The 19,439-nt window shown below is 32.5% G+C and carries 20 protein-coding genes; 8 read left to right on the forward strand and 12 right to left on the reverse strand.

Annotation, left to right across the window (positions count from 1 at the left end; all coding sequences use genetic code 11):
- Positions 1-98: 98 nt before the first annotated feature.
- From prfB to LQ693_RS01645, 7 genes are all read right to left on the reverse strand, one after another.
- Positions 99-1,209, reverse strand: a protein-coding gene (prfB, locus tag LQ693_RS01615) for a peptide chain release factor 2 (RefSeq protein WP_107565259.1) whose coding sequence is annotated in 2 segments (ribosomal slippage) — positions 99-1,136 and positions 1,138-1,209 — 1,110 coding nt in all. Because the reading frame shifts where the segments join, the coding sequence is not laid out codon by codon here.
- A gap of 12 nt (positions 1,210-1,221) precedes the next feature.
- Positions 1,222-3,753 (reverse strand): preprotein translocase subunit SecA, encoded by a 2,532-nt coding sequence (gene secA / locus LQ693_RS01620; protein ID WP_107565260.1) that lies wholly within the window; start codon positions 3,751-3,753, stop codon positions 1,222-1,224.
- Positions 3,754-3,919: 166 nt separating this feature from the next.
- Positions 3,920-4,492 carry a ribosome hibernation-promoting factor, HPF/YfiA family gene (hpf, locus tag LQ693_RS01625; protein ID WP_037588746.1) on the reverse strand — a complete coding sequence of 191 codons (573 nt, stop codon included), beginning with the start codon at positions 4,490-4,492 and terminating at the stop codon, positions 3,920-3,922.
- 48 nt (positions 4,493-4,540) lie between these two features.
- On the reverse strand, positions 4,541-5,224 hold the full coding sequence (locus LQ693_RS01630) for a ComF family protein (protein ID WP_107565261.1): 684 nt from the start codon (positions 5,222-5,224) through the stop codon (positions 4,541-4,543).
- Positions 5,221-6,507: a DEAD/DEAH box helicase family protein gene (locus LQ693_RS01635; protein ID WP_239703048.1), complete on the reverse strand. Its 1,287-nt coding sequence runs from the start codon at positions 6,505-6,507 to the stop codon at positions 5,221-5,223. Before LQ693_RS01635 ends, LQ693_RS01630 begins: the two co-directional genes overlap by 4 nt.
- 55 nt (positions 6,508-6,562) lie before the next feature.
- Positions 6,563-7,429, reverse strand: a complete 867-nt coding sequence (fakB1, locus tag LQ693_RS01640; protein WP_107565262.1) for a fatty acid kinase binding subunit FakB1 — start codon at positions 7,427-7,429, stop codon at positions 6,563-6,565.
- A 73-nt stretch (positions 7,430-7,502) separates the two neighbouring features.
- Positions 7,503-8,018: a hypothetical protein gene (locus tag LQ693_RS01645; protein WP_107565263.1), complete on the reverse strand. Its 516-nt coding sequence runs from the start codon at positions 8,016-8,018 to the stop codon at positions 7,503-7,505.
- 80 nt (positions 8,019-8,098) lie between these two features.
- Here LQ693_RS01645 and LQ693_RS01650 point away from each other — a divergent pair, with 80 nt between their 5' ends.
- Positions 8,099-8,749, forward strand: a complete 651-nt coding sequence (locus LQ693_RS01650) for a YigZ family protein (RefSeq protein ID WP_025904518.1) — start codon at positions 8,099-8,101, stop codon at positions 8,747-8,749.
- 6 nt (positions 8,750-8,755) lie between these two features.
- Here the strand turns inward: LQ693_RS01650 and LQ693_RS01655 are convergent, their stop codons facing one another.
- A complete protein-coding gene (locus LQ693_RS01655; RefSeq protein ID WP_025905431.1) occupies positions 8,756-9,811 on the reverse strand; it encodes a glycosyltransferase family 4 protein in 1,056 nt (351 codons plus the stop codon).
- Between the two features lie 256 nt (positions 9,812-10,067).
- Between LQ693_RS01655 and gdpS the strand changes: the two genes are divergently transcribed.
- The 4 genes from gdpS (at position 10,068) to pepT (ending at position 13,745) form a co-directional block, all read left to right on the forward strand.
- Positions 10,068-11,138 (forward strand): GGDEF domain-containing protein GdpS, encoded by a 1,071-nt coding sequence (gene gdpS / locus LQ693_RS01660; RefSeq protein ID WP_037588737.1) that lies wholly within the window; start codon positions 10,068-10,070, stop codon positions 11,136-11,138.
- A 98-nt stretch (positions 11,139-11,236) separates the two neighbouring features.
- Positions 11,237-12,004 (forward strand): threonine/serine exporter family protein, encoded by a 768-nt coding sequence (locus tag LQ693_RS01665; protein WP_107565265.1) that lies wholly within the window; start codon positions 11,237-11,239, stop codon positions 12,002-12,004.
- A 13-nt stretch (positions 12,005-12,017) separates the two neighbouring features.
- On the forward strand, positions 12,018-12,482 hold the full coding sequence (locus LQ693_RS01670) for a threonine/serine exporter family protein (RefSeq protein ID WP_025905428.1): 465 nt from the start codon (positions 12,018-12,020) through the stop codon (positions 12,480-12,482).
- 36 nt (positions 12,483-12,518) lie between these two features.
- Positions 12,519-13,745: a peptidase T gene (pepT, locus tag LQ693_RS01675; RefSeq protein ID WP_025905427.1), complete on the forward strand. Its 1,227-nt coding sequence runs from the start codon at positions 12,519-12,521 to the stop codon at positions 13,743-13,745.
- 49 nt (positions 13,746-13,794) lie between these two features.
- Here the strand turns inward: pepT and LQ693_RS01680 are convergent, their stop codons facing one another.
- Complete coding sequence (locus LQ693_RS01680; protein WP_239703047.1) at positions 13,795-14,916, reverse strand: glycerate kinase; 1,122 nt, start codon at positions 14,914-14,916, stop codon at positions 13,795-13,797.
- A 101-nt stretch (positions 14,917-15,017) separates the two neighbouring features.
- Positions 15,018-15,338, reverse strand: coding sequence for a bacillithiol system redox-active protein YtxJ (gene ytxJ, locus LQ693_RS01685; RefSeq protein WP_025905425.1), 321 nt, complete (start codon positions 15,336-15,338; stop codon positions 15,018-15,020).
- A 176-nt stretch (positions 15,339-15,514) separates the two neighbouring features.
- Between ytxJ and LQ693_RS01690 the strand changes: the two genes are divergently transcribed.
- Positions 15,515-15,748 (forward strand): hypothetical protein, encoded by a 234-nt coding sequence (locus LQ693_RS01690; RefSeq protein WP_025905424.1) that lies wholly within the window; start codon positions 15,515-15,517, stop codon positions 15,746-15,748.
- A gap of 43 nt (positions 15,749-15,791) precedes the next feature.
- Here LQ693_RS01690 and LQ693_RS01695 read toward each other — a convergent pair whose 3' ends face one another.
- Entirely contained in the window at positions 15,792-16,679 is an 888-nt protein-coding gene (locus LQ693_RS01695; RefSeq protein WP_103361492.1) for an EMYY motif lipoprotein, read from the reverse strand.
- Between the two features lie 96 nt (positions 16,680-16,775).
- Between LQ693_RS01695 and LQ693_RS01700 the strand changes: the two genes are divergently transcribed.
- Positions 16,776-17,297 (forward strand): GrpB family protein, encoded by a 522-nt coding sequence (locus LQ693_RS01700; RefSeq protein ID WP_107596544.1) that lies wholly within the window; start codon positions 16,776-16,778, stop codon positions 17,295-17,297.
- A gap of 69 nt (positions 17,298-17,366) precedes the next feature.
- On the forward strand, positions 17,367-18,284 hold the full coding sequence (gene murB / locus LQ693_RS01705) for a UDP-N-acetylmuramate dehydrogenase (RefSeq protein ID WP_025905421.1): 918 nt from the start codon (positions 17,367-17,369) through the stop codon (positions 18,282-18,284).
- A gap of 44 nt (positions 18,285-18,328) precedes the next feature.
- On the opposite strand, the gene LQ693_RS01710 is transcribed toward murB, so the two are convergent.
- Positions 18,329-19,366, reverse strand: coding sequence for a ferrated catecholamine ABC transporter substrate-binding lipoprotein SstD (locus LQ693_RS01710; protein ID WP_025905420.1), 1,038 nt, complete (start codon positions 19,364-19,366; stop codon positions 18,329-18,331).
- Positions 19,367-19,439: the final 73 nt, after the last annotated feature.

Here is a 19,439-nt window from a genome sequence, read left to right on the forward strand (position 1 = left end):
AAACCAGCGTCTGACATCATTTTGTTCAATAATTCACAATTTTAATTATCATAAAAGAAGCTAGGATATTTAAAATCATCCTAGCTTCTTGCTTTAAATTATTTTTCATTAATTTGACTTCTTAAATATGCATCGATAAATGGATCTAAGTCCCCATCCATAACTGCGTTTGTATTACCTGTTTCTTCATTAGTTCTATGATCTTTAACCATAGCATATGGATGAAATACGTATGAACGTATTTGACTACCCCATCCAATTTCTTTTTGTTCGCCTCTAATTTCATCTAGAGCTGCTGCTTGTTCTTCAAGTTCTTTTTGGTAGAGTTTCGCTTTTAACATTTTCATAGCTTGTTCTCTGTTTTTAATTTGTGATCTTTCATTTTGACATGTTACGACGATACCAGTTGGTTGGTGTGTAATACGAACAGCTGAATCAGTCGTGTTGACGTGCTGTCCACCTGCACCAGATGCTCTATAAGTATCGACTGTAATGTCTTCAGAATTAACTTCTATTTCTATTTTTTCATTATTAAATTCAGGTGTTACATCACAAGATACAAATGATGTATGACGTCTTCCTGATGAATCGAATGGAGAAATACGCACTAATCTGTGGACACCTTTTTCAGCTTTTAAATATCCATATGCATTATGACCTTTGATAAGAATTGTGACACTTTTAATGCCCGCTTCATCTCCAGCTTGATAATCTAACGTTTCCACTTTGAATCCTTTTTGTTCTGCAAAACGTTGATACATTCTAAGTAGCATTGAACCCCAATCTTGAGATTCTGTACCACCTGCACCTGGATGCAATTCTAATATTGCGTTATTTTCATCATGTTCACCATTAAGTAGAAGTTTCAATTCAAATTGATCGATGTCTGTTTGTAACGCTTTTAAATCTTGCTCAAGCATTTCATGCATATCTTCATCATATTCTTCTTGTAAAAGTTCAACAGTTGTAAGTAAATCTTCAATCTGTTGATTTAATGTATGAAAATCACCGACTACAGACTTTAATACATTGTTTTTGTTAATGATGTCTTGTGCTTTATTCTGATCGTCCCAGAATGATGGATCAACCATCATTTCTTCGTATTCTTGAATGTTCGTCTCTTTATTTTCTAAGTCAAAGAGACCCCCTGATATTCATTAATTTTTCATTATTTTTATTTAATGTTTGTCTAATTTCCGTTAATTCCATAAAATTACTCCTTTATGCTTGACCATGACAGTTTTTATATTTCTTACCACTACCACATGGACATGGATCGTTTCGGCCAACTTGTTCATCTTTGACGATAGGTTTTGGTTTAACTTTTTCTTTACCATCGTTCGCACTCACATGTTTAGCTTCACCTATTTCAACTTGTTCACGTTCAACTTGTTCACCACGGTCAATTGTTGATTTAAGAATGTATTTACTTACTTCATCTTCTATTTCATTCAACATTGTTTCAAATAAATCCAAACCTTCATTTTGGTACTCTCTTAGTGGATTGATTTGACCATAAGATCTTAAGTGGATACCTGTACGTAATTGATCCATTGTATCAATGTGATCAGTCCATTTACGGTCTATTGTTCTTAACACAATCATACGTTCAAATTCAGACATTTGATCACCAAAGTCTTCTTGTTGAGCTTTGTATTGTGTTTTAATTTTTTCTAATACAATTTCTACGATATCTTCATAATCTCTACCGCGAATATCGTCAACTTTAATTGCACCTTGTGGTACATATGAGTCTTCAATATATTGAACGAGTGCTTCAAAATCAATTTCTTCTTCATTTGTTGCGAAGTGATAGTTCACGCCACGCTCTAATGATGATTTAATCATATCTTTAACAATGTCTTGTACATCGTCTTTTTCAATAATATCATTACGCTCACCGTAAATGATTTCACGTTGTTTTCTTAGTACATCATCGTATTCTAATAAACGTTTACGTGCATCGAAGTTATTACCTTCAACTCGTTTTTGAGCAGATTCTACTGCTCTAGAAACCATTTTAGACTCAATTGGCGTATCATCATTCATACCTAATTTACCCATTAAAGATTGCATACGTTCTGATCCGAAACGAACCATCAATTCATCTTGTAATGATAAGTAGAATCTACTTCGACCAACGTCACCTTGACGACCTGAACGTCCTCTTAATTGGTCATCGATACGTCTTGATTCATGACGTTCTGTACCAATTACAGCTAAACCTCCAAGTTCAACAACGCCTTCTCCAAGTTTAATATCCGTACCACGACCTGCCATGTTAGTTGCAATGGTTACTGCACCTTTTTGACCTGCATTTAAAATAATTTCCGCTTCACGTTCGTGGTTTTTCGCGTTTAATACGTTATGTCTAACGCCTTTTTTCTTTAATAGTTGTGAAATATATTCACTTGTTTCAACCGCAACTGTACCTAATAAAACTGGTTGACCTTTCTTATGAAGCTCGATTACATCTTTAACAACTGCATCAAACTTACCTTTTTGAGATGCAAAAATTAAATCCGCTTCGTCTATACGTTGTATCGGTCTATTTGTTGGAATTTGCGTAACAGTCATATTATAAATATTTCTGAACTCTTCTTCTTCCGTCTTAGCTGTACCTGTCATACCTGATAATTTGTTGTACATTCTAAAGAAGTTTTGGAACGTAATAGATGCCATTGTTTTAGATTCATTTTGAATCTCTAGACCTTCTTTTGCTTCAATTGCTTGATGCAATCCGTCAGAGAATCTTCGACCTGGCATTGTACGACCTGTAAATTGGTCGACAATCATAATTTCGCCATCTTCAACAACATAATCTTTATCTTTAAACATTGTTCTATTTGCTTTTAATGCAATATTAATATGATGCATTAAGTTAACATGTTTCACGTCAAACAAGTTATCAATTTTGAACATGCGTTCAGCTTTATCAATACCTTGTTCTGTTAATGTGATGGCTTTAGTTTTTTCATCATAACTAAAATCATCTTCACCTTTAAGCATTTTTACAAATACGTTAGCTTGTGTATATAACGTTGTTGATTTTTCTGCTTCACCTGAAATGATTAGTGGTGTTCTCGCTTCATCAATTAAAATTGAGTCAACCTCATCAATGATGGCAAAGTTAAGAGGTCTCATAACACGGTCTTTTTTATACGTAACCATGTTGTCTCTTAAATAATCGAATCCAAGTTCATTATTTGTACTATACGTGATATCTGCTGCATATGCTTCACGCTTTTGATCCGTATCCATTGAATTCAAATTAAGTCCAACTGATAAACCTAAGAAATTATATAATTGCGCCATTTCTTCACTTTGTGAACTTGATAAATATTCATTGACTGTAACAACATGAACGCCTCTACCTGTTAGCGCATTTAAATAAACTGGCATTGTTGCTGTTAATGTTTTACCTTCACCAGTTTTCATTTCTGAAATATCACCACGATGAATGGCAATACCACCCATTATTTGTACTTTAAATGGTGTCATATTAAATACCCTAGTAGATGCTTCTCTTACGATTGCATATGCTTCAGGTAGTATTTTATCTAAATATTTTTCTTGCTTTTTATAATCTTCTATTTCTGACAATTCTTTTTTGAATTGTTCTGTCTTCTCTCTTAATTGATCGTCTGTTAATTTAGCAATTTCATCTTCTAAATTGATGACTTGATCTGCTAATTTTCCGAGTGATTTAACAACTCGTTTGTTACCATCAGCTATTTTTGATAAAAAACCCATTTTGTTCTCTCCTTCAACTAGAAAACTAGTAATCTTACAACAATATATCATATCACGTTTATATCTCTTTTTACACTATTTAAGATTACCACCTCTGTAGATTAAAAGCTATCAATAGCCAAAGAAACTGGTGCAGAAATTCTGCACCAGTTCGTGTGAATGATTTTTATTGTATTGAAGTTTCAATTAATCCATATTTACCATCTTTACGTTTATAAACGATGCTTGTTTCATCTGTTTCTGCATCAGTAAAGATGTAAAAATCATGTCCTAGTAAGTTCATTTGTAATACTGCTTCTTCAGAATCCATTGGTTTCAAAGCAAATTGCTTAGAACGAATGATTTCAATTTCATTATCGCTATCATTCTCTTCAACTTCTTCAGGTGCAGCTGAATCTGGACTTACTGCAAAGACATCTTTATCTCGCCCTTTATCGCGATACTTTCTATTAACCTTAGTTTTGTACTTACGTACTTGTCTTTCGAGTTTGTTAGTTATTAAGTCGATTCCAGCATATAAATCTTCATGTCTTTCTTCAGCTCTTAAAGTAACATCTTTCAACGGAATAGTTACTTCAATTTTACTTCTAGAATCCTGATAAGTTTTGATTTTAACGTGGGCTATCGCCTCTGGGACATTAGTAAAATATCTTTCTAGTTTACTTACTTTGTCCTCAATATAATTTCTTATCGGATCAGTCACTGTGATGTTTTCACCATGAATTTCAAATCTGATCATAAAACACCGACTCCTTTAACGCTCAATTTCTCTTGTGTTTCTTCCTACCTATATTTTATCATTATTTACCGCTCTTGCAAATGTTAAGGCATCTATTTTTCTGATTTTTCTAATAAATAAAAGTTCCGCTAAGCGATGCATGGTTAACCCTGTTGTATAAATATCATCTACGAGTAATATTCTCTTATTTTCAAAGTCTATGTCCTTATTTATTTTAAATGGATTATGTTGAGATGACCTTTCTAATTTAGTTAATTCTGATTGCTTTTGCCTTTCTTCAGTTTCATAAATCTGTATATATTTAATTTTTTGATTATCCAATACCGTTGTTACATGATCGAATGTTCGCTGCTCTAACTTATTAGGATGAATAGGTGCCGGAATAACATAATCATAATGTTTAAATAATTTCGGTGGTAATTGAAATACTTGATTGAGTGCAACATCCCCATTTAACTTATATTGTTGTATGAGCGCTTTGACAAGACCATCATAGTCATACAAGGTATATAGTTGATTAATTAATGGATATTTATTTGAAAGCCACTGACAATCTAAGCAATCCTCCTCTTCTTCAGACATTATTTTTAAGCATTTTTCGCATCGTCTTGCTTCATGATTAAATGTTAATTGATTGGCACATTGCTCACATGTTGTAGATTGCCTTGAAAAAAGATTTAACAAATCGATCACTTCATTGATATGATTTTGACAAATTATGCACTTATTCAAATTAACCATCCTTTCTCTCGTGCTAAATCATTCATTTCAATAATTTCACGCTTCGCCTGTATCATATTTCGTGTGATACCTTCGTGATAACACAACACCTTGCCACTCGGACAAGATAATTTTCGACCAACACGACCTGCAATTTGAATGATGGCACTACTTGTAAACTTTTCTGTGTGCACGATGACGACATCTAGTTTTTCTAACGTAACGCCTCTTTCTAATATTGTCGTCGTAAACATAATGTCTATTTCATCATTTCTTAAACGTGTCACCTTTTTATGCCTCATCTCATCATGACTGGATACATATTCAATTTTTGAAAAGTAACATTGAAACACTTTAAATATTTGTTCCATATAATCAATATTATGAAAAAAGACAAATGTCTTTCTATTTTGTTCTATTTGGGATTTAAGAAACGCAAGTAACTTCTGATTGAGTTTATTTTCTTTAATGTTATTAAATTGAAATTCTGGAACTGGTAATGGATGTTTGTGATATCTTGCGGGGAGTTTAATTATTTGATTGTGATTAAATTTAGAAAGGAGTTGCTTGTTAGGTGTAGCAGTTAAATAAATATGACTAGATTTTTCTGAAGAAGCTTTTCGAATAGTATGCATCAGTTGATTATCCATTTCTAACGGAAATGCATCTACCTCATCAACGATGACCACATTAAAATGTCCGTCATAGCGTATAAGTTGATGAACGGTCGATACGACAAACGAACTGTTAAACTGAGCGAATTGTCCTTCATACATTAAATCAATGTGCTCATCTTTAAATGCGTTTATCAACCTTAAATAAACTTCTTTCACGACATCTACTCTTGGTGATACAACTGCAACATTCATACCATTTTTTCGGGCTTGCGATATACCTTCAAAGATCATTTCTGTCTTACCTGCACCTGTCACAGCATGCAATAATAAATGATCTTGCTTTAAAATAGCGTCTTTAATTTTAGAGGATGCGAGTTGTTGCTGTTCACTTAATTCAAAATCCAATTGATAACGACATTCTGATTTTTCTTGCAAACTCTCAATGAAATAAATGTCTTTACAACTTTGAACTTTACCAAGTGCAATACAATATCTGCAATAGGTTGTAATTTGCTTGCAATGGTGGCAAAAATATTGATAAAACAATGTTTGATCTTTGTTTCCACACTGATTACAAATATATTTACCTTGAACTAAAGACACGCCAGGTTTAGTATATTTAACTTTTTCAGTCGTTATATCATTTAAATCTCGGCATATACGTCCGTATAATTTCATACTAACCTCCATAAAAAAAGCACAAAAAGCCTGGGCTTTTTGTGATGTAGTTATATTATATACTTAAATCTAATTCGGTCGTTGTGAATCCTAAACCTAATGAACCTTCTCCTAAATGCGTCCCAATTACTGGTCCAAAATAACTCATTATAATTTGTGCATCAGGGAATTGTTCTTCAACTTGCGCTTTCCAAGAAAGTGCTGTCTCTTTATCATTTCCTTCAATAATAACAATAGATAAGTTTTTATAACCTTCAACTTCTTTAGCTAATTGTTCTTCAATACGTTTCATTGCTCTTTTCTTTGTTCTCACTCTATCGTAAGGGACAATTTTTGTATCAACGAAGTGTAACAATGGTTTCACTTGTAACATCGTGCCAACTAATGCTTGTGCACTATTTAAGCGGCCACCTTTTTTCAAGTTATTTAAATCATCTACTATAAAATATGCATTAGTTGTTTGTTTCATAGTCTCTAATTGTTCTAGAATATTATCAATAACTGTCATACCTTGTTCGATAAGTTGAGCTGCTTTTAAAGCATAGAAACCTTGTACTGAACAAGAGATTTCAGAATCAAATGCATGTACGTTTATACCTTCTACCATATCGTTTAACGTCACAGCTGTTTGATATGTACCACTTATGCCACTTGATAAGTGAACTGCAATCACATCTGTATATCCTTCGTCTCTCAAACTCTCAAGTAATTCCACATATTGACCCATAGCTGGTTGAGATGTTGTCGGTAATTGTTTTTCATTTCTCATTCTTTTATAGAAATCTTCTGTACTTATCTCTGACAATTCTTTATAAACTTCATCATTAAATATAACATTAAGCGCCATTGTTCTAATATTATATTTATCTATATATGCTTGATCTAAATATGCTGTTGAATCTGTTATAACAGCAATCTTCATAAAATTATCCTCCTTGATTCTCTTCCATACTCATCATATCTAATTCTTGGTTATTTGAAAAGAAGTTTATGAACTAAATTGCTGCCTGTGCCATTTTAGAAAATTTATATGTGCCGTCCTTTTTAACAAGCGTCACAACTTCGTTAAATGTTTTTTTCTCATCTTTACTTCCATTCTTAGGATGAGCTGTTGTTTCCACATTATAGAATACAACCACTTGATCTTTTTTCTGTTCTAAAAACTTAATATTGGATATTTTTTTATCGAATTTATAACTTTTAAGTGTATCTTTCAACACTTTTTCTTCCTCTTTAACGTCTAGTTGTTTTGAATCTGTGTCGATTGTTTTAATGTAAGCTTCTACATCACCATCATTTAAAGATTTTCTATTTTTTTCAATAGCTTCTTTGACTGCTTTTTCAGTATCTTTATTTACTTGAATCGCATCTTTCGGATTTCCTTTGTCATCTAATAGGACACCTTGACTATCATCCGCTTCGTCAGTCGTTTGTTTCTCCTCTTCTTTGGATCCACAAGCTGCTAACACGATAGACAACACTAAGCACAACATCAATAATTTATTCTTCAATTCATACAATCCTTTCCCGACTAATTTCAATAGTATATAATAATCGTAACAGATTACGATGTAAAGGGAGAAGTATTAACATGGCAGAAGGACTAATTACAATCAAATCAGCACATGAAACTGAAATTGTCATTAATAAATCGAGATTTATCGCGAGCATTCATCCTGCAGAAACTGAAGAAGAAGCGAAAGCATTCATACAACAAAAGAAAAAAGAACATCATGATGCAACACATAATTGTTCTAGCTATGTTATCGGTCCTACAATGCTTATCCAAAAAGCAAATGATGATGGTGAACCATCAGGAACAGCAGGCGTGCCTATGTTAGAAGTATTAAAAAAACAACAACTCCATAATGTTGTTGTTGTCGTTACAAGATATTTTGGTGGTATTAAATTAGGCGCAGGTGGATTAATACGTGCATATGGAAGTGCAGTCAGCCAAGTTATTAAAGAAGTCGGCAGAATTATTTTATTAGATGCAATACCATTCGAAGTAACATTAGACTATGATCAAACAGGACGCTTCGAGCATGAGTTACAACAAACTGATTATCAACTTGTAGATACTGCATATACAGACAAAGTAACATACACCATACATGTAATAGCATCAGAAGAAGAACCATTTATTGATTTCCTAAACGAAGTCAACCAAGGTAAGTACGAATTAAACAGACAAGATATCATCGCACTACCATTTCCATATAATAAAGAAGAAGAACGCTAATCGACATTAGCGTTCTTTTTTATACTTTGTTCTTGTTAATAAGTTTAATATTGGTCTGTAATTTGCATTTACGAGTCCTGTAAATTCTACTATTAATTCTATTGTTATTAATATCATTATAAACATCATTAATACGCCGTATGGTGGTGATAAATAAAGGATGACACTTGATATGCTGAATAAGATGGCAATCATATAAATTAATATGACGGTTTGCCTATGTGTATAGCCTAAATCTAATAATCTATGGTGTAAATGCGATTTATCTGCCTGAACGATAGATTGACGATTATGTAGTCTACGTATTACTGCAAATAACATATCGATAAATGGTACTGCTAGTATAACCATTGGGAAGAATAGCGATATTAATGTAATGTTCTTAAAACCTAATAGTGATAACACACCGATTATATAACCTAATAGTAATGCCCCACTGTCACCTAAGAAAATTTTAGCAGGATGTGAGTTAAATACTAAGAATCCTAATAATGATCCTATTAACACACTACATATCATCATAATAAAGATGTTCTGCTGTAATATTGCGATAAATCCTATTGTTACTAAAGCGATACATGATATGCCTGAAGCTAAGCCATCTAAACCGTCTATTAAGTTGATTGCATTCATTACTGCAACAACCCAGAAGATTGTCATTGGAATACTAAAGATTCCAAATTCAATTACTACACCAAATGGTAATGTAATAAAATCTAATGTGACGTGGTTAAAAACGACGATTAAAGATACAGCAATTTGACCTGCTAATTTAACAAGTGGTTTCATATCATACAAATCATCTACTAATCCTATAATATAGATAACAATCGCACCTAATATAATAGGAATTGTTTCATGTTCTACTGGTTTCCCCCACCATAAACCGATGAGAAAAGATATTAAAATGACTGAGCCACCTAATACTGATACGGGTTTAGTATGAACTTTTCTAACATTTGGCATATCAACAGCACCAATTTTAATAGAAAGAACGATAACTAAAGGTGTTAGTATTAAACTTACAATCATAGTTAGTAATATTAGTTGTAAAGTAAACATTGAGTCACCTTCATTTTGTAGTTGCACCGAATTTGATTAAAACATTACTTCTAGAATATCAAAATTTCATTCTACATGCTATAAAAACAATAGTATACCACATTTTTGAAATCAAATATTTTTACGTATAAACTAACTTTATAAGCAAACATGTGAAAAAAGAAACTTTTTTAACAAAATAACCTGTTATATCGTGACAAAAGCAATCTAATAGATTACAATATCATATGGCTTACTAAATGAAGGATGGTGTTAAATGATACAAGCAATTATATTCAATATATCTGTAACTATTGCAGCATTTTATCTATACCATCGAATACAATATAGCGAAACGAGAACTGTGACTTTTTCACAAAATTATATCACCATCTTAATGACTGGTGTTTCAATATTATTAATATCTAATCCTATACAGTATCATGACTATGCATTCTCTTTAAGTTTTATACCTATTCTCTTCTTAGGAAGATTTACTAATTTATTTTATTCTGTTTTAAGTGCCGTAGTTATTGTACTATTTGACATATTTGTAATGGGTACACCTTTTTTAGAAGATATCCATTTACTGATTATTGCAATTGTTGTTGGGATGATAGGTCCTTTTCTTAAACAAAGTGATTTCGTGAGTATTCAATTATTGTATTTAATCAGCATTATGATTATTGCGATAACACTTATCTTTTTAAATCCTGATGCATGGCTCAATGAATGGTTGTTTCTTGTGCCAGTTTCCTTTATCCTAAGTATTATTAGTGCAAGTGTTTATAGAGACATTTGGATCTTGAAAAATTTAATTTCAAGATATGAAAATGAAGAATCCGTTGATTACTTAACAGGTTTAGGAAATGTTAAAGAGTTCGATCGCTATTTAAATAAGACGACTGAACAAATAACTGAACAAGACCAATCTATGGCATTATTATTGATTGATATTGATGGATTTAAAGACGTGAACGATGCATATTCTCATAAGGCTGGAGACGCGGTCTTAAAACAAATGTCGCAATTGTTAATCAACTATTTACCTAAAGATGTTAAAGCTTTTCGTAACGGCGGAGAAGAATTTTCAATTATTCTTGTTGGCGAAACATTAGATAGTGCTATTAAATTAGCGGAAAGCATTAGAGATAGCGTTCAACAATCTACTTTCCACTTACCTAACAAAGAAACAATTAAACTATCTGTTTCAATTGGTGTAGGCTATTTAAGTGAGCAAGATAACAAATCGAAACGTCGCGTATTTAAAGATGCGGATGATATGTTACATGAAGCCAAATTACAAGGTCAAAACAAAGTAATGTTCAATCCAATTATTAAGTTATAAACTGAACATAGAATTGCCTCTAGCAATTCTATGTTTTTTGTTGAATTGTTTTTAATTTGATTATTTACATAAAATTCAATACGAAACTGGAGGTTACTATGGAAGAGATACAAGACTTCACGATTATAGATGAAAATAAAATCATTGATGTTGTCATGACTGCCGGTCGCATACTTTTAGAAAGTGGCGCAGAAACATATCGAGTTGAAGATACAATGGCAAGAATCGCTACAAGTTATGGTTTAGAAAATACACATAGCTTTGTAACATCTACCGCGATTATATTCTCGCTTAATGACAGAACAAACACACGTCTGATTAGAATAGATGAACGTACGACCGATTTAGAGAAAATTTCTTTAACGAATCAAATATCACGTAAGATAGCTAACAATGAACTCACGATTGATGAAGCTAAATCAGAGCTGATCCATTTACATCATGCTTCATTACAATTTCCATTTTGGTTAAAAGTATTAGCTGCAGCGATAGCATCAGCCTGTTTCTTACCTATGTTTGGTGGTAAACAAGCTGAAGTCATCCCTTCATTGATTGCAGGTGGTGTTGGATATTTAACGATGTCCCTCGTCCATAATACGATTAGAATTAAATTCTTCACAGAATTTATTAGTTCATTAATTATTGCTACAATCGCAACCATTAGTGTGAATTTCTTTATTGGCGTGAATTTAAGCTTAATTACAATCGCGTCTGTTATGCCACTTGTACCAGGTGTCTTGATTACAAATGCAATCAGAGACTTAATGGCAGGACAGTTGCTTGCAGGTATATCTAAAGGTGTAGAAGCGGCACTTACGGCATTTGCTATTGGTGCTGGTGTTGCAATCGTATTACTACTTAGTTAAGGAGGTGCTTTAAATGCTAGATTATATATATCAAATTTTGTTAAGTTTTACCGCAACGTTATTTTTCTCTGTCATTTTTAATGCACCTAAGAGACTATTAATAGCATGTGGTATTGTTGGTGCGATGGGCTGGATGATTTATACCATTTCGTTAGACTTTGGCATCGATAAAGTACAAGCATCATTCTATGGTAGCTTTGCCTTAGCGTTAATGAGTCATATTATGAGTCGCTATTACAAGCGTCCAATGATTATCTTTATAGTTGCCGGTATTATCCCTCTCGTTCCAGGAGGCTTAGCGTATGATGCAACTAAAAACTTAGTAATCAACAATTATGATGTTGCCATTAATACAACACTACAAGCGACGCTTATTTCTGGTGCGATCGCGTTTGGTATTTTATGCTCTGAAATCATTTTTCAAATCTATGTCAGAGCAAAACATTCTTTTGCTTCTAAGAAACAAAAAAGCGTATAATAAATAACGTAAATAGATGTAAAGGGAGCGAGCAATTTGAAACAACGTCTAATTGATCGATTAACAAGATATGTAAAAGTAGATACACAAGCTGATGCAGCAAGTGAAAGTACACCATCTACTGAAAAGCAATGGGATTTAATCCGTATGCTCGAAGAAGAAATTAAAGCATTAAATCTTGAAGTTGACGTAGACGATAAAGGGTATTTAATGGCCACTTTACCGTCAAATACAGAAAAGGATGTACCTACTATAGGGTTATTGGCACATATTGATACGTCTCCAGATTACCATGCATCAAATGTTAATCCTGTTATTGTAGAGCAATATAACGGAGAAGATATTACACTCGGTAATACTGATAAAGTATTAAGCGCGAAGACTTTCCCACAACTTGAAAAAGTGATTGGTCATACATTAATGACAACAGACGGTACAACTTTACTAGGCGCTGATGATAAAGCTGGTGTCGTTGAGATTATGGAAGCGATCATTTACTTATTAGAACATCCTGAAATCAAACACGGCAAGATTAGATTCAGCTTTACACCAGATGAAGAAATTGGTAGAGGTCCACATCATTTTGATGTTGAACGATTTAACGCTGATTTTGCTTATACTTTAGATGGTAGTTTAGAAGGCGAATTACAATACGAAAGCTTTAATGCCGCTTCTGCAGTCGTTGAAGTTAACGGTGTAAACGTACATCCAGGTTCTGCTAAAGATGTAATGGTTAATGCTAATACTTTAGCAATGGCATTTAATGACCAATTGCCTAGTGATGAAGTACCTGAACATACTGAAGGCTATGAGGGCTTCTATCACTTATCTGACATGTCAGGTACTGTTGAGAAAGCAACGCTACAATATATTATTCGCGATCATGATAAAGCACAGTTCGAACGTAGAAAAAATCATTTATTAGATATCGCAAAAGTATTAAATCATAAATATGATCAAGAATTGATTACTGTAACAATCAAAGATCAGTATTACAATATGGGTGAAAAAATCAAACCACAACCTGAACTTGTAAACATACCTGAGAAAGTTATTAAATCATTAGGTATGACACCTATTATTGAACCTATTAGAGGTGGTACAGACGGTTCACAACTCTCATTCATGGGATTACCAACACCTAATTTATTTACAGGTGGCGCAAACTTCCACGGACCATTTGAGTATGCTTCTATTGATGTTATGGAAAAAGCAGTCCATACGATAGTCGGTATCGTATCAGAATTTGAACAACAGTCTTAAAACAATATATAAGAGCCTGAGACAATTACAGTGTCTCAGGCTCTTATTTTTATATATTAGCTTTTAATAATCTTAGCGATTGTGTTGTTAAATGTCTTAAAGCTATACCTAATTCTAAATCACTCATTGAATATTGATCTTTATTAAATACTTTATACATTGCTGTTACATCTTGTTCTAAGTATTGATCAAACTTTTCATCTGTTGCGCATATCGCAATATTGACTTTTTGATATTTGTTACAAAGTTCAGCAATTCTAACAGATGTCGTTTCTAACAATTGTTGATTAGGTTTCAATCCTTCACCGAATACGATTAAGTCAGCTTGTTCAATCAACTTATCTAAATAAGTAAGCTCATTTACGACATCTCCACCTGTAACAAGTTGCGCGTCCCATAGACTATTAAACAAGGCAGCTAAGCCACTTCCTGCACCACCGCGTTCTTCTTTACCTAATAAGATTTTATGTTGGTTCTTAAATAATTCACTTATATACCATAAAGCATTATCAATTGAGACAGCATCTTCAATAGCAATTTGATTGATTGCTTGCTCTTTCATGATGCGACTATTCTTACCATAATACTTCGATTCAAAGTCTGTTATGACTTTGATATTTTTATCTTTTAACCTTTTATCTAAATCATATAAATCAATTGTTCTTATATATTTAATCCATTTAGCACCTTTGCTAACATCTATAAAACTACCTTCAGCATCAAAGAATTTAGCACCTAATGCTTGTAACATACCAAGTCCACCATCGTAACTTGCGACATCACCGACTGAAATTAGCATCTCTTTGCTGTCTTCATTCAGCGCTTCTAAAATCACTTCTCCTAGTCCAAATGATGAAGTTTCAAGTGGTTTAATAATATCCTCACTTGAAGTTAAGACTTTACCCACTTCTATAACGATAATATCTTTCTCTGTTACAACATATGAAGACGACTTTGGTCTCATATAAGCGTCATGATGATCCACTGAATATTTAGTGCCAGATTGCCATAATAATACTGAATCTATAACTTCTCTTTGACCATTAAATAATGGGACTTGTACTATATCTGCTTCATTAAATTGAGACTTTATTGCTTCTTCGACAAATCGATTTGCATGGTAACTAGATAAAATACTATCAAACTCATCCATCGCAACTAATACTCTCATAATTTTCACCTCATGCTTTTTATCTTAATTCATTATACTGTTTTTTACTTCAATTAACAAAAAAACAAACAGTCCAATCAGACTGTTTGCATATGTTTCACTTACTCTTCTGCTTTCGATAAACTTGCGACTGTGATATTTTCATGATCTGCATCCCATTCAGCATTACCATTAACAAAGTAAAATGCTTGTGGGGATTCATGTTTGATTCCAGTTTTATCAGCTATATAATCAGACAATTCTCTTTCTTCTTGAACAATTAAGTAATAACCATCCATATCTCTTTCATATAAGAATTTGTTAAATTGATCATATGCACTTGCTGAAATAGGACAAGTACTGCTATGTTTCATAACAAATACGTTTGGATTATCATTGAGTACTTTTTCAAATTGATCGATGGAAGTTAATTTCACGACCATTTTAATTCACCTCTATCATAATTTAACCAATACAATTGAACACTATATCATTTATCCATTTATATGGCAAATTCTATTTTTAATAATTATCTTTATTATCTTTACCCGTAATCTATAATATTAACCACAAGACAATTTTGGTATACTTGTTAATATATATTAAGGAGGTGCGAAATTTGTCCAAAAATACTTCACCCGTACTTATTAAAAGATGGGGTATGATTGATACGATCAATGCATGTTTACTTATTATTTCTGTCTTATTTTTATTTGATTTTAAAAACCAACCTGCATTATCGTATATTCTTGTAATAGCATTTTCTATATGGTTCATTTCACTTATAGGTAAAAATATATATTTATCAAAGCGCAACAAAGACAAACCTAAAGATCCAATTGATAAGCAATAAAATAAAACACACCGATTACATAAAACAATGTTTTTGGTGTGTTTTACTTATCTAATCTTTCTATCGCTTTGTTGTACTTTTCATCTTTACCTAAGTAACTAAATTGAGAACTTACGCCATTTTGTACTTGAACTTTTTGAAGTTTATCTTCAATAAGAATGCCTTTTTTACGTTCTTTATAGTAATTAATTAAAGTATAGTACACTTCAATTTGAGCTTGTCTCATTTGATTAACACGTTTAGATGAAATATTCGTTTGATTTAGCGATTTAATGTTTTTAGAAAATAGCGGGATAATATCTTTCTCAATATAGTCCGCTCTATCTTGCACATTTTGAGTATCATTTAAATATTTAGCTTTCGTACTTAATTCTTCACTATTCTTATCAATAACAGAAACAAGTGCATCATAATCTTCTTTATCTTCAGGATTATTTTTAGCTAATTTAGCATTTTTCTCTGCATCTGATTTATTCTGTTCAAATACATCTGTATAATCTAATATTTTCTCATTAGATTGGATGGATTGTTTAAATAATGAAATATACTCATTTAATTCTTCTAACGTTTTTTCTTTCTTTGCTATATTACTCATGTAAATATTATGAGCATCTTGAACCTCATTTGTGCTTACATTTATATTATGAGCTTGTTTACTAAGATCTTTAACTTCAGGTATAATTTGCTTTTCGAGTTTATCTTGAAGTTCATTCAATTCTTTACGTTTTTCAACTGTTACTTCCGTACCAATAAGTTGATCTAACTGATTTAATCTTAATTTATCTATATCTTTCAGAATTGAATTCTCTTTTTTATAAATAGGTTTCATTTCCCTTTTATACTTTTGAAGATCTGAATGTAATTCGTTACCACAAGCTGCAATAATTAAAACAAGAACAAATATCATTAAATAAAATAATTTAATTTTCATCATTGCACCCCTGTTTCACTTGTATTATACATAATTTCATGGATAATGAAAATGTTATATAGTATATTCATGCATGGATTTTAGAAAGGAGCTATTATGCTTAAACTTCCACAACCCTTTATTCAACTACAATCATCAGATGATTTTAAACTAAATTTTGAAAGTATTCAACAATTATTAATACATTTACTTGATACGCCAGTGATAGATGTATTCCATATCGGTGGTACGAAACAAACACAATATGTTACAGAACCTATCGTAGATGTACTTGTTACAGTTAAGTCTCTTCACGATATTACAAGCCTTGACGAAAAAAGACTCAATTATCACCGCATATATCGATTACATAATGGTTACAATAAAAAAGTCATGATGGCTCAATTCCAAGACATGATAAGCTTGAAGCAAACAGCACGTTTACATATTGTTGAACAAAACAATCAAATGTTATATGATTATTTAACTGTAGAGTCACTTTTAACAAATAATACAGATGTCATACAAACATTTGAATCATTTAAGAAAGCTGCTTTACTTGAAGCAAATAGTATAAAAGATTACGAAGCTCAAAAACAAAAATGGTTTCAACAACTTGTTCAAAAACATAAAAAATAACCCATTCGCTTAAGATGATAAATCTTGATATAATAGTGTGAGAGCATAATACAGAAAGGACGTCGTGCGTTGGAGAATCATACAATTTTGGAGGAGCTTTCTAAATTTCTCCCAAAATCCCTTATAAAAGTAAATGAGCCACTTAAAAAATATACTTTCACAAAAACTGGTGGCAATGCAGATTTCTACTTATCACCTACTTCTTATACAGAAGTACAAAAGATAATAGAATTTGCTTATAACAATCAAATTCCACTTACATTTTTGGGGAATGGTTCTAATATTATCATCCGTGATGGTGGTATAAGAGGAATTGTTATAAGCTTATTACAATTCGATCAAATAACGGTGAAAAATCAATCTATTACATGTGGAAGCGGTGCAGCAATTATTGATGTTTCAAGACGTGCTAGAGATCACCATTTAACTGGTTTAGAATTTGCCTGTGGTATACCTGGATCTGTCGGTGGCGCAGTATATATGAACGCTGGTGCATATGGCGGTGAAGTCAAAGATTGTATCGACCATATTAAAGCAGTCGATGATACTGGTCAGTTGCATATCATTAAAGGTGAAGACTTAGAATTGGACTATCGTACAAGTATTGTTCAACGTAAACACCTAGTCGTACTAGAAGCAACTTTTAAATTGCAAGATGGTGACATTCATTCCATTCAAGCGACTATGGATGATCTAACACAACGTCGTGAAGATAAACAGCCTTTAGAATACCCTTCATGCGGAAGCGTGTTCCAAAGACCACCAAACCACTTTGCTGGTAAACTTATTCAAGACGCTGAATTACAAGGCCATAGAATAGGTGGTGTAGAAGTTTCTACCAAACATGCTGGATTTATCGTTAATGTTGATAACGGAACTGCTACAGACTATGAGAACATCATTAAACACGTTCAAAAAGTCGTTAAAGAAAAATTTGGTGTAGAACTTAAAAGAGAAGTTCGAATCATCGGAGAACCTTTAGAATAAATAAAAAAGCATGGGACATCGCGTCCCATGCTTTTCTTATGTTATTATTCTAAACCTTTAATAACTTCGTCTACTTGTTTTTCAGTTGTTCTTACGCCACCTGAAGCTAAGTACCATAATTGTGCATCTACGTTAACAACTTTATTGTTCTTAACTGCATCTACATCTTTAATTACGTCGTTTGATAATGCTTTCTTAGCAGTTGATTTACCACCGATTGCTTGACCTCTGTCCATAGCATAGATGATTCCAGGGTTTTTCTCAGTGATATATTCATAACTTACTGGTTGTCCGTGACCGCTTGCTTTAATATCTTTATCTACTGGTGTAACACCTAATACATCAAAGATTAAGCTACCAAATCTAGCTCCTGGACCGTATGTAGATAATTCACCTTCGTTAACTAATAAGTACATTGCTTTGTCGTCTGATTTTTTAGCTTTATCTTTAGCAGATTTTACTTTTTTATCTAAATCAGCATTTAATTCTTTTGCTTTGCTTTCTTTGTCGAAGATTTTACCTAAGTTAGTTGTGTTTTCTTCTACTGATTCTAAGTAATTGCTATCATCTGCACCAACATATAAACGTGCTGCATCTGGTGCTGCTTTTTTCAATTCATCTTGTACTTCAGTTCCAGCTGTACGACCAGAGAATAAGATTAAGTCTGGTTGAATTTCTGCAACTTTATCGTAGTTTACTTCTTTAACTGAACCTGTGTTTACAATGTCGTCACCTTTGAATGCATCTAAGAATTTTGGTAATGATGCGCCACCTTCACCTTTAGGTACACCTTTAACTGCATCTTTAGCACCTAAAGCTTCAACTGTATCTAAAGCACCGTAGTCTAATACTACAACTTTTTTAGGATTAACAGGTACTTTAACTTTGTCTTCTATAGTTTTTGAATCACTGCCATCTTTCTTTTCACCACGAATTTGATATTTCGATTGGATTTCTACTGTTTTAGACTCACTCTTCGTATCACCTTTTGATGATTTTTCTTTACTACTTGAATTACTTCCACATGCTACAAGTACAACTGATAATACTGCAATTAAAATAAAACTGAAAACTTTTTTCATTATCAATGTCTCTCCTTCAAATATTATGATAAATTATGTGTCCAAAACCCTATTGCCCAACAAACTACGAACA

The sequence above is a fragment of the Mammaliicoccus sp. B-M6 genome (assembly GCF_022386965.1).
Classification (GTDB): Bacteria; Bacillota; Bacilli; order Staphylococcales; family Staphylococcaceae; genus Mammaliicoccus; species Mammaliicoccus sciuri_A.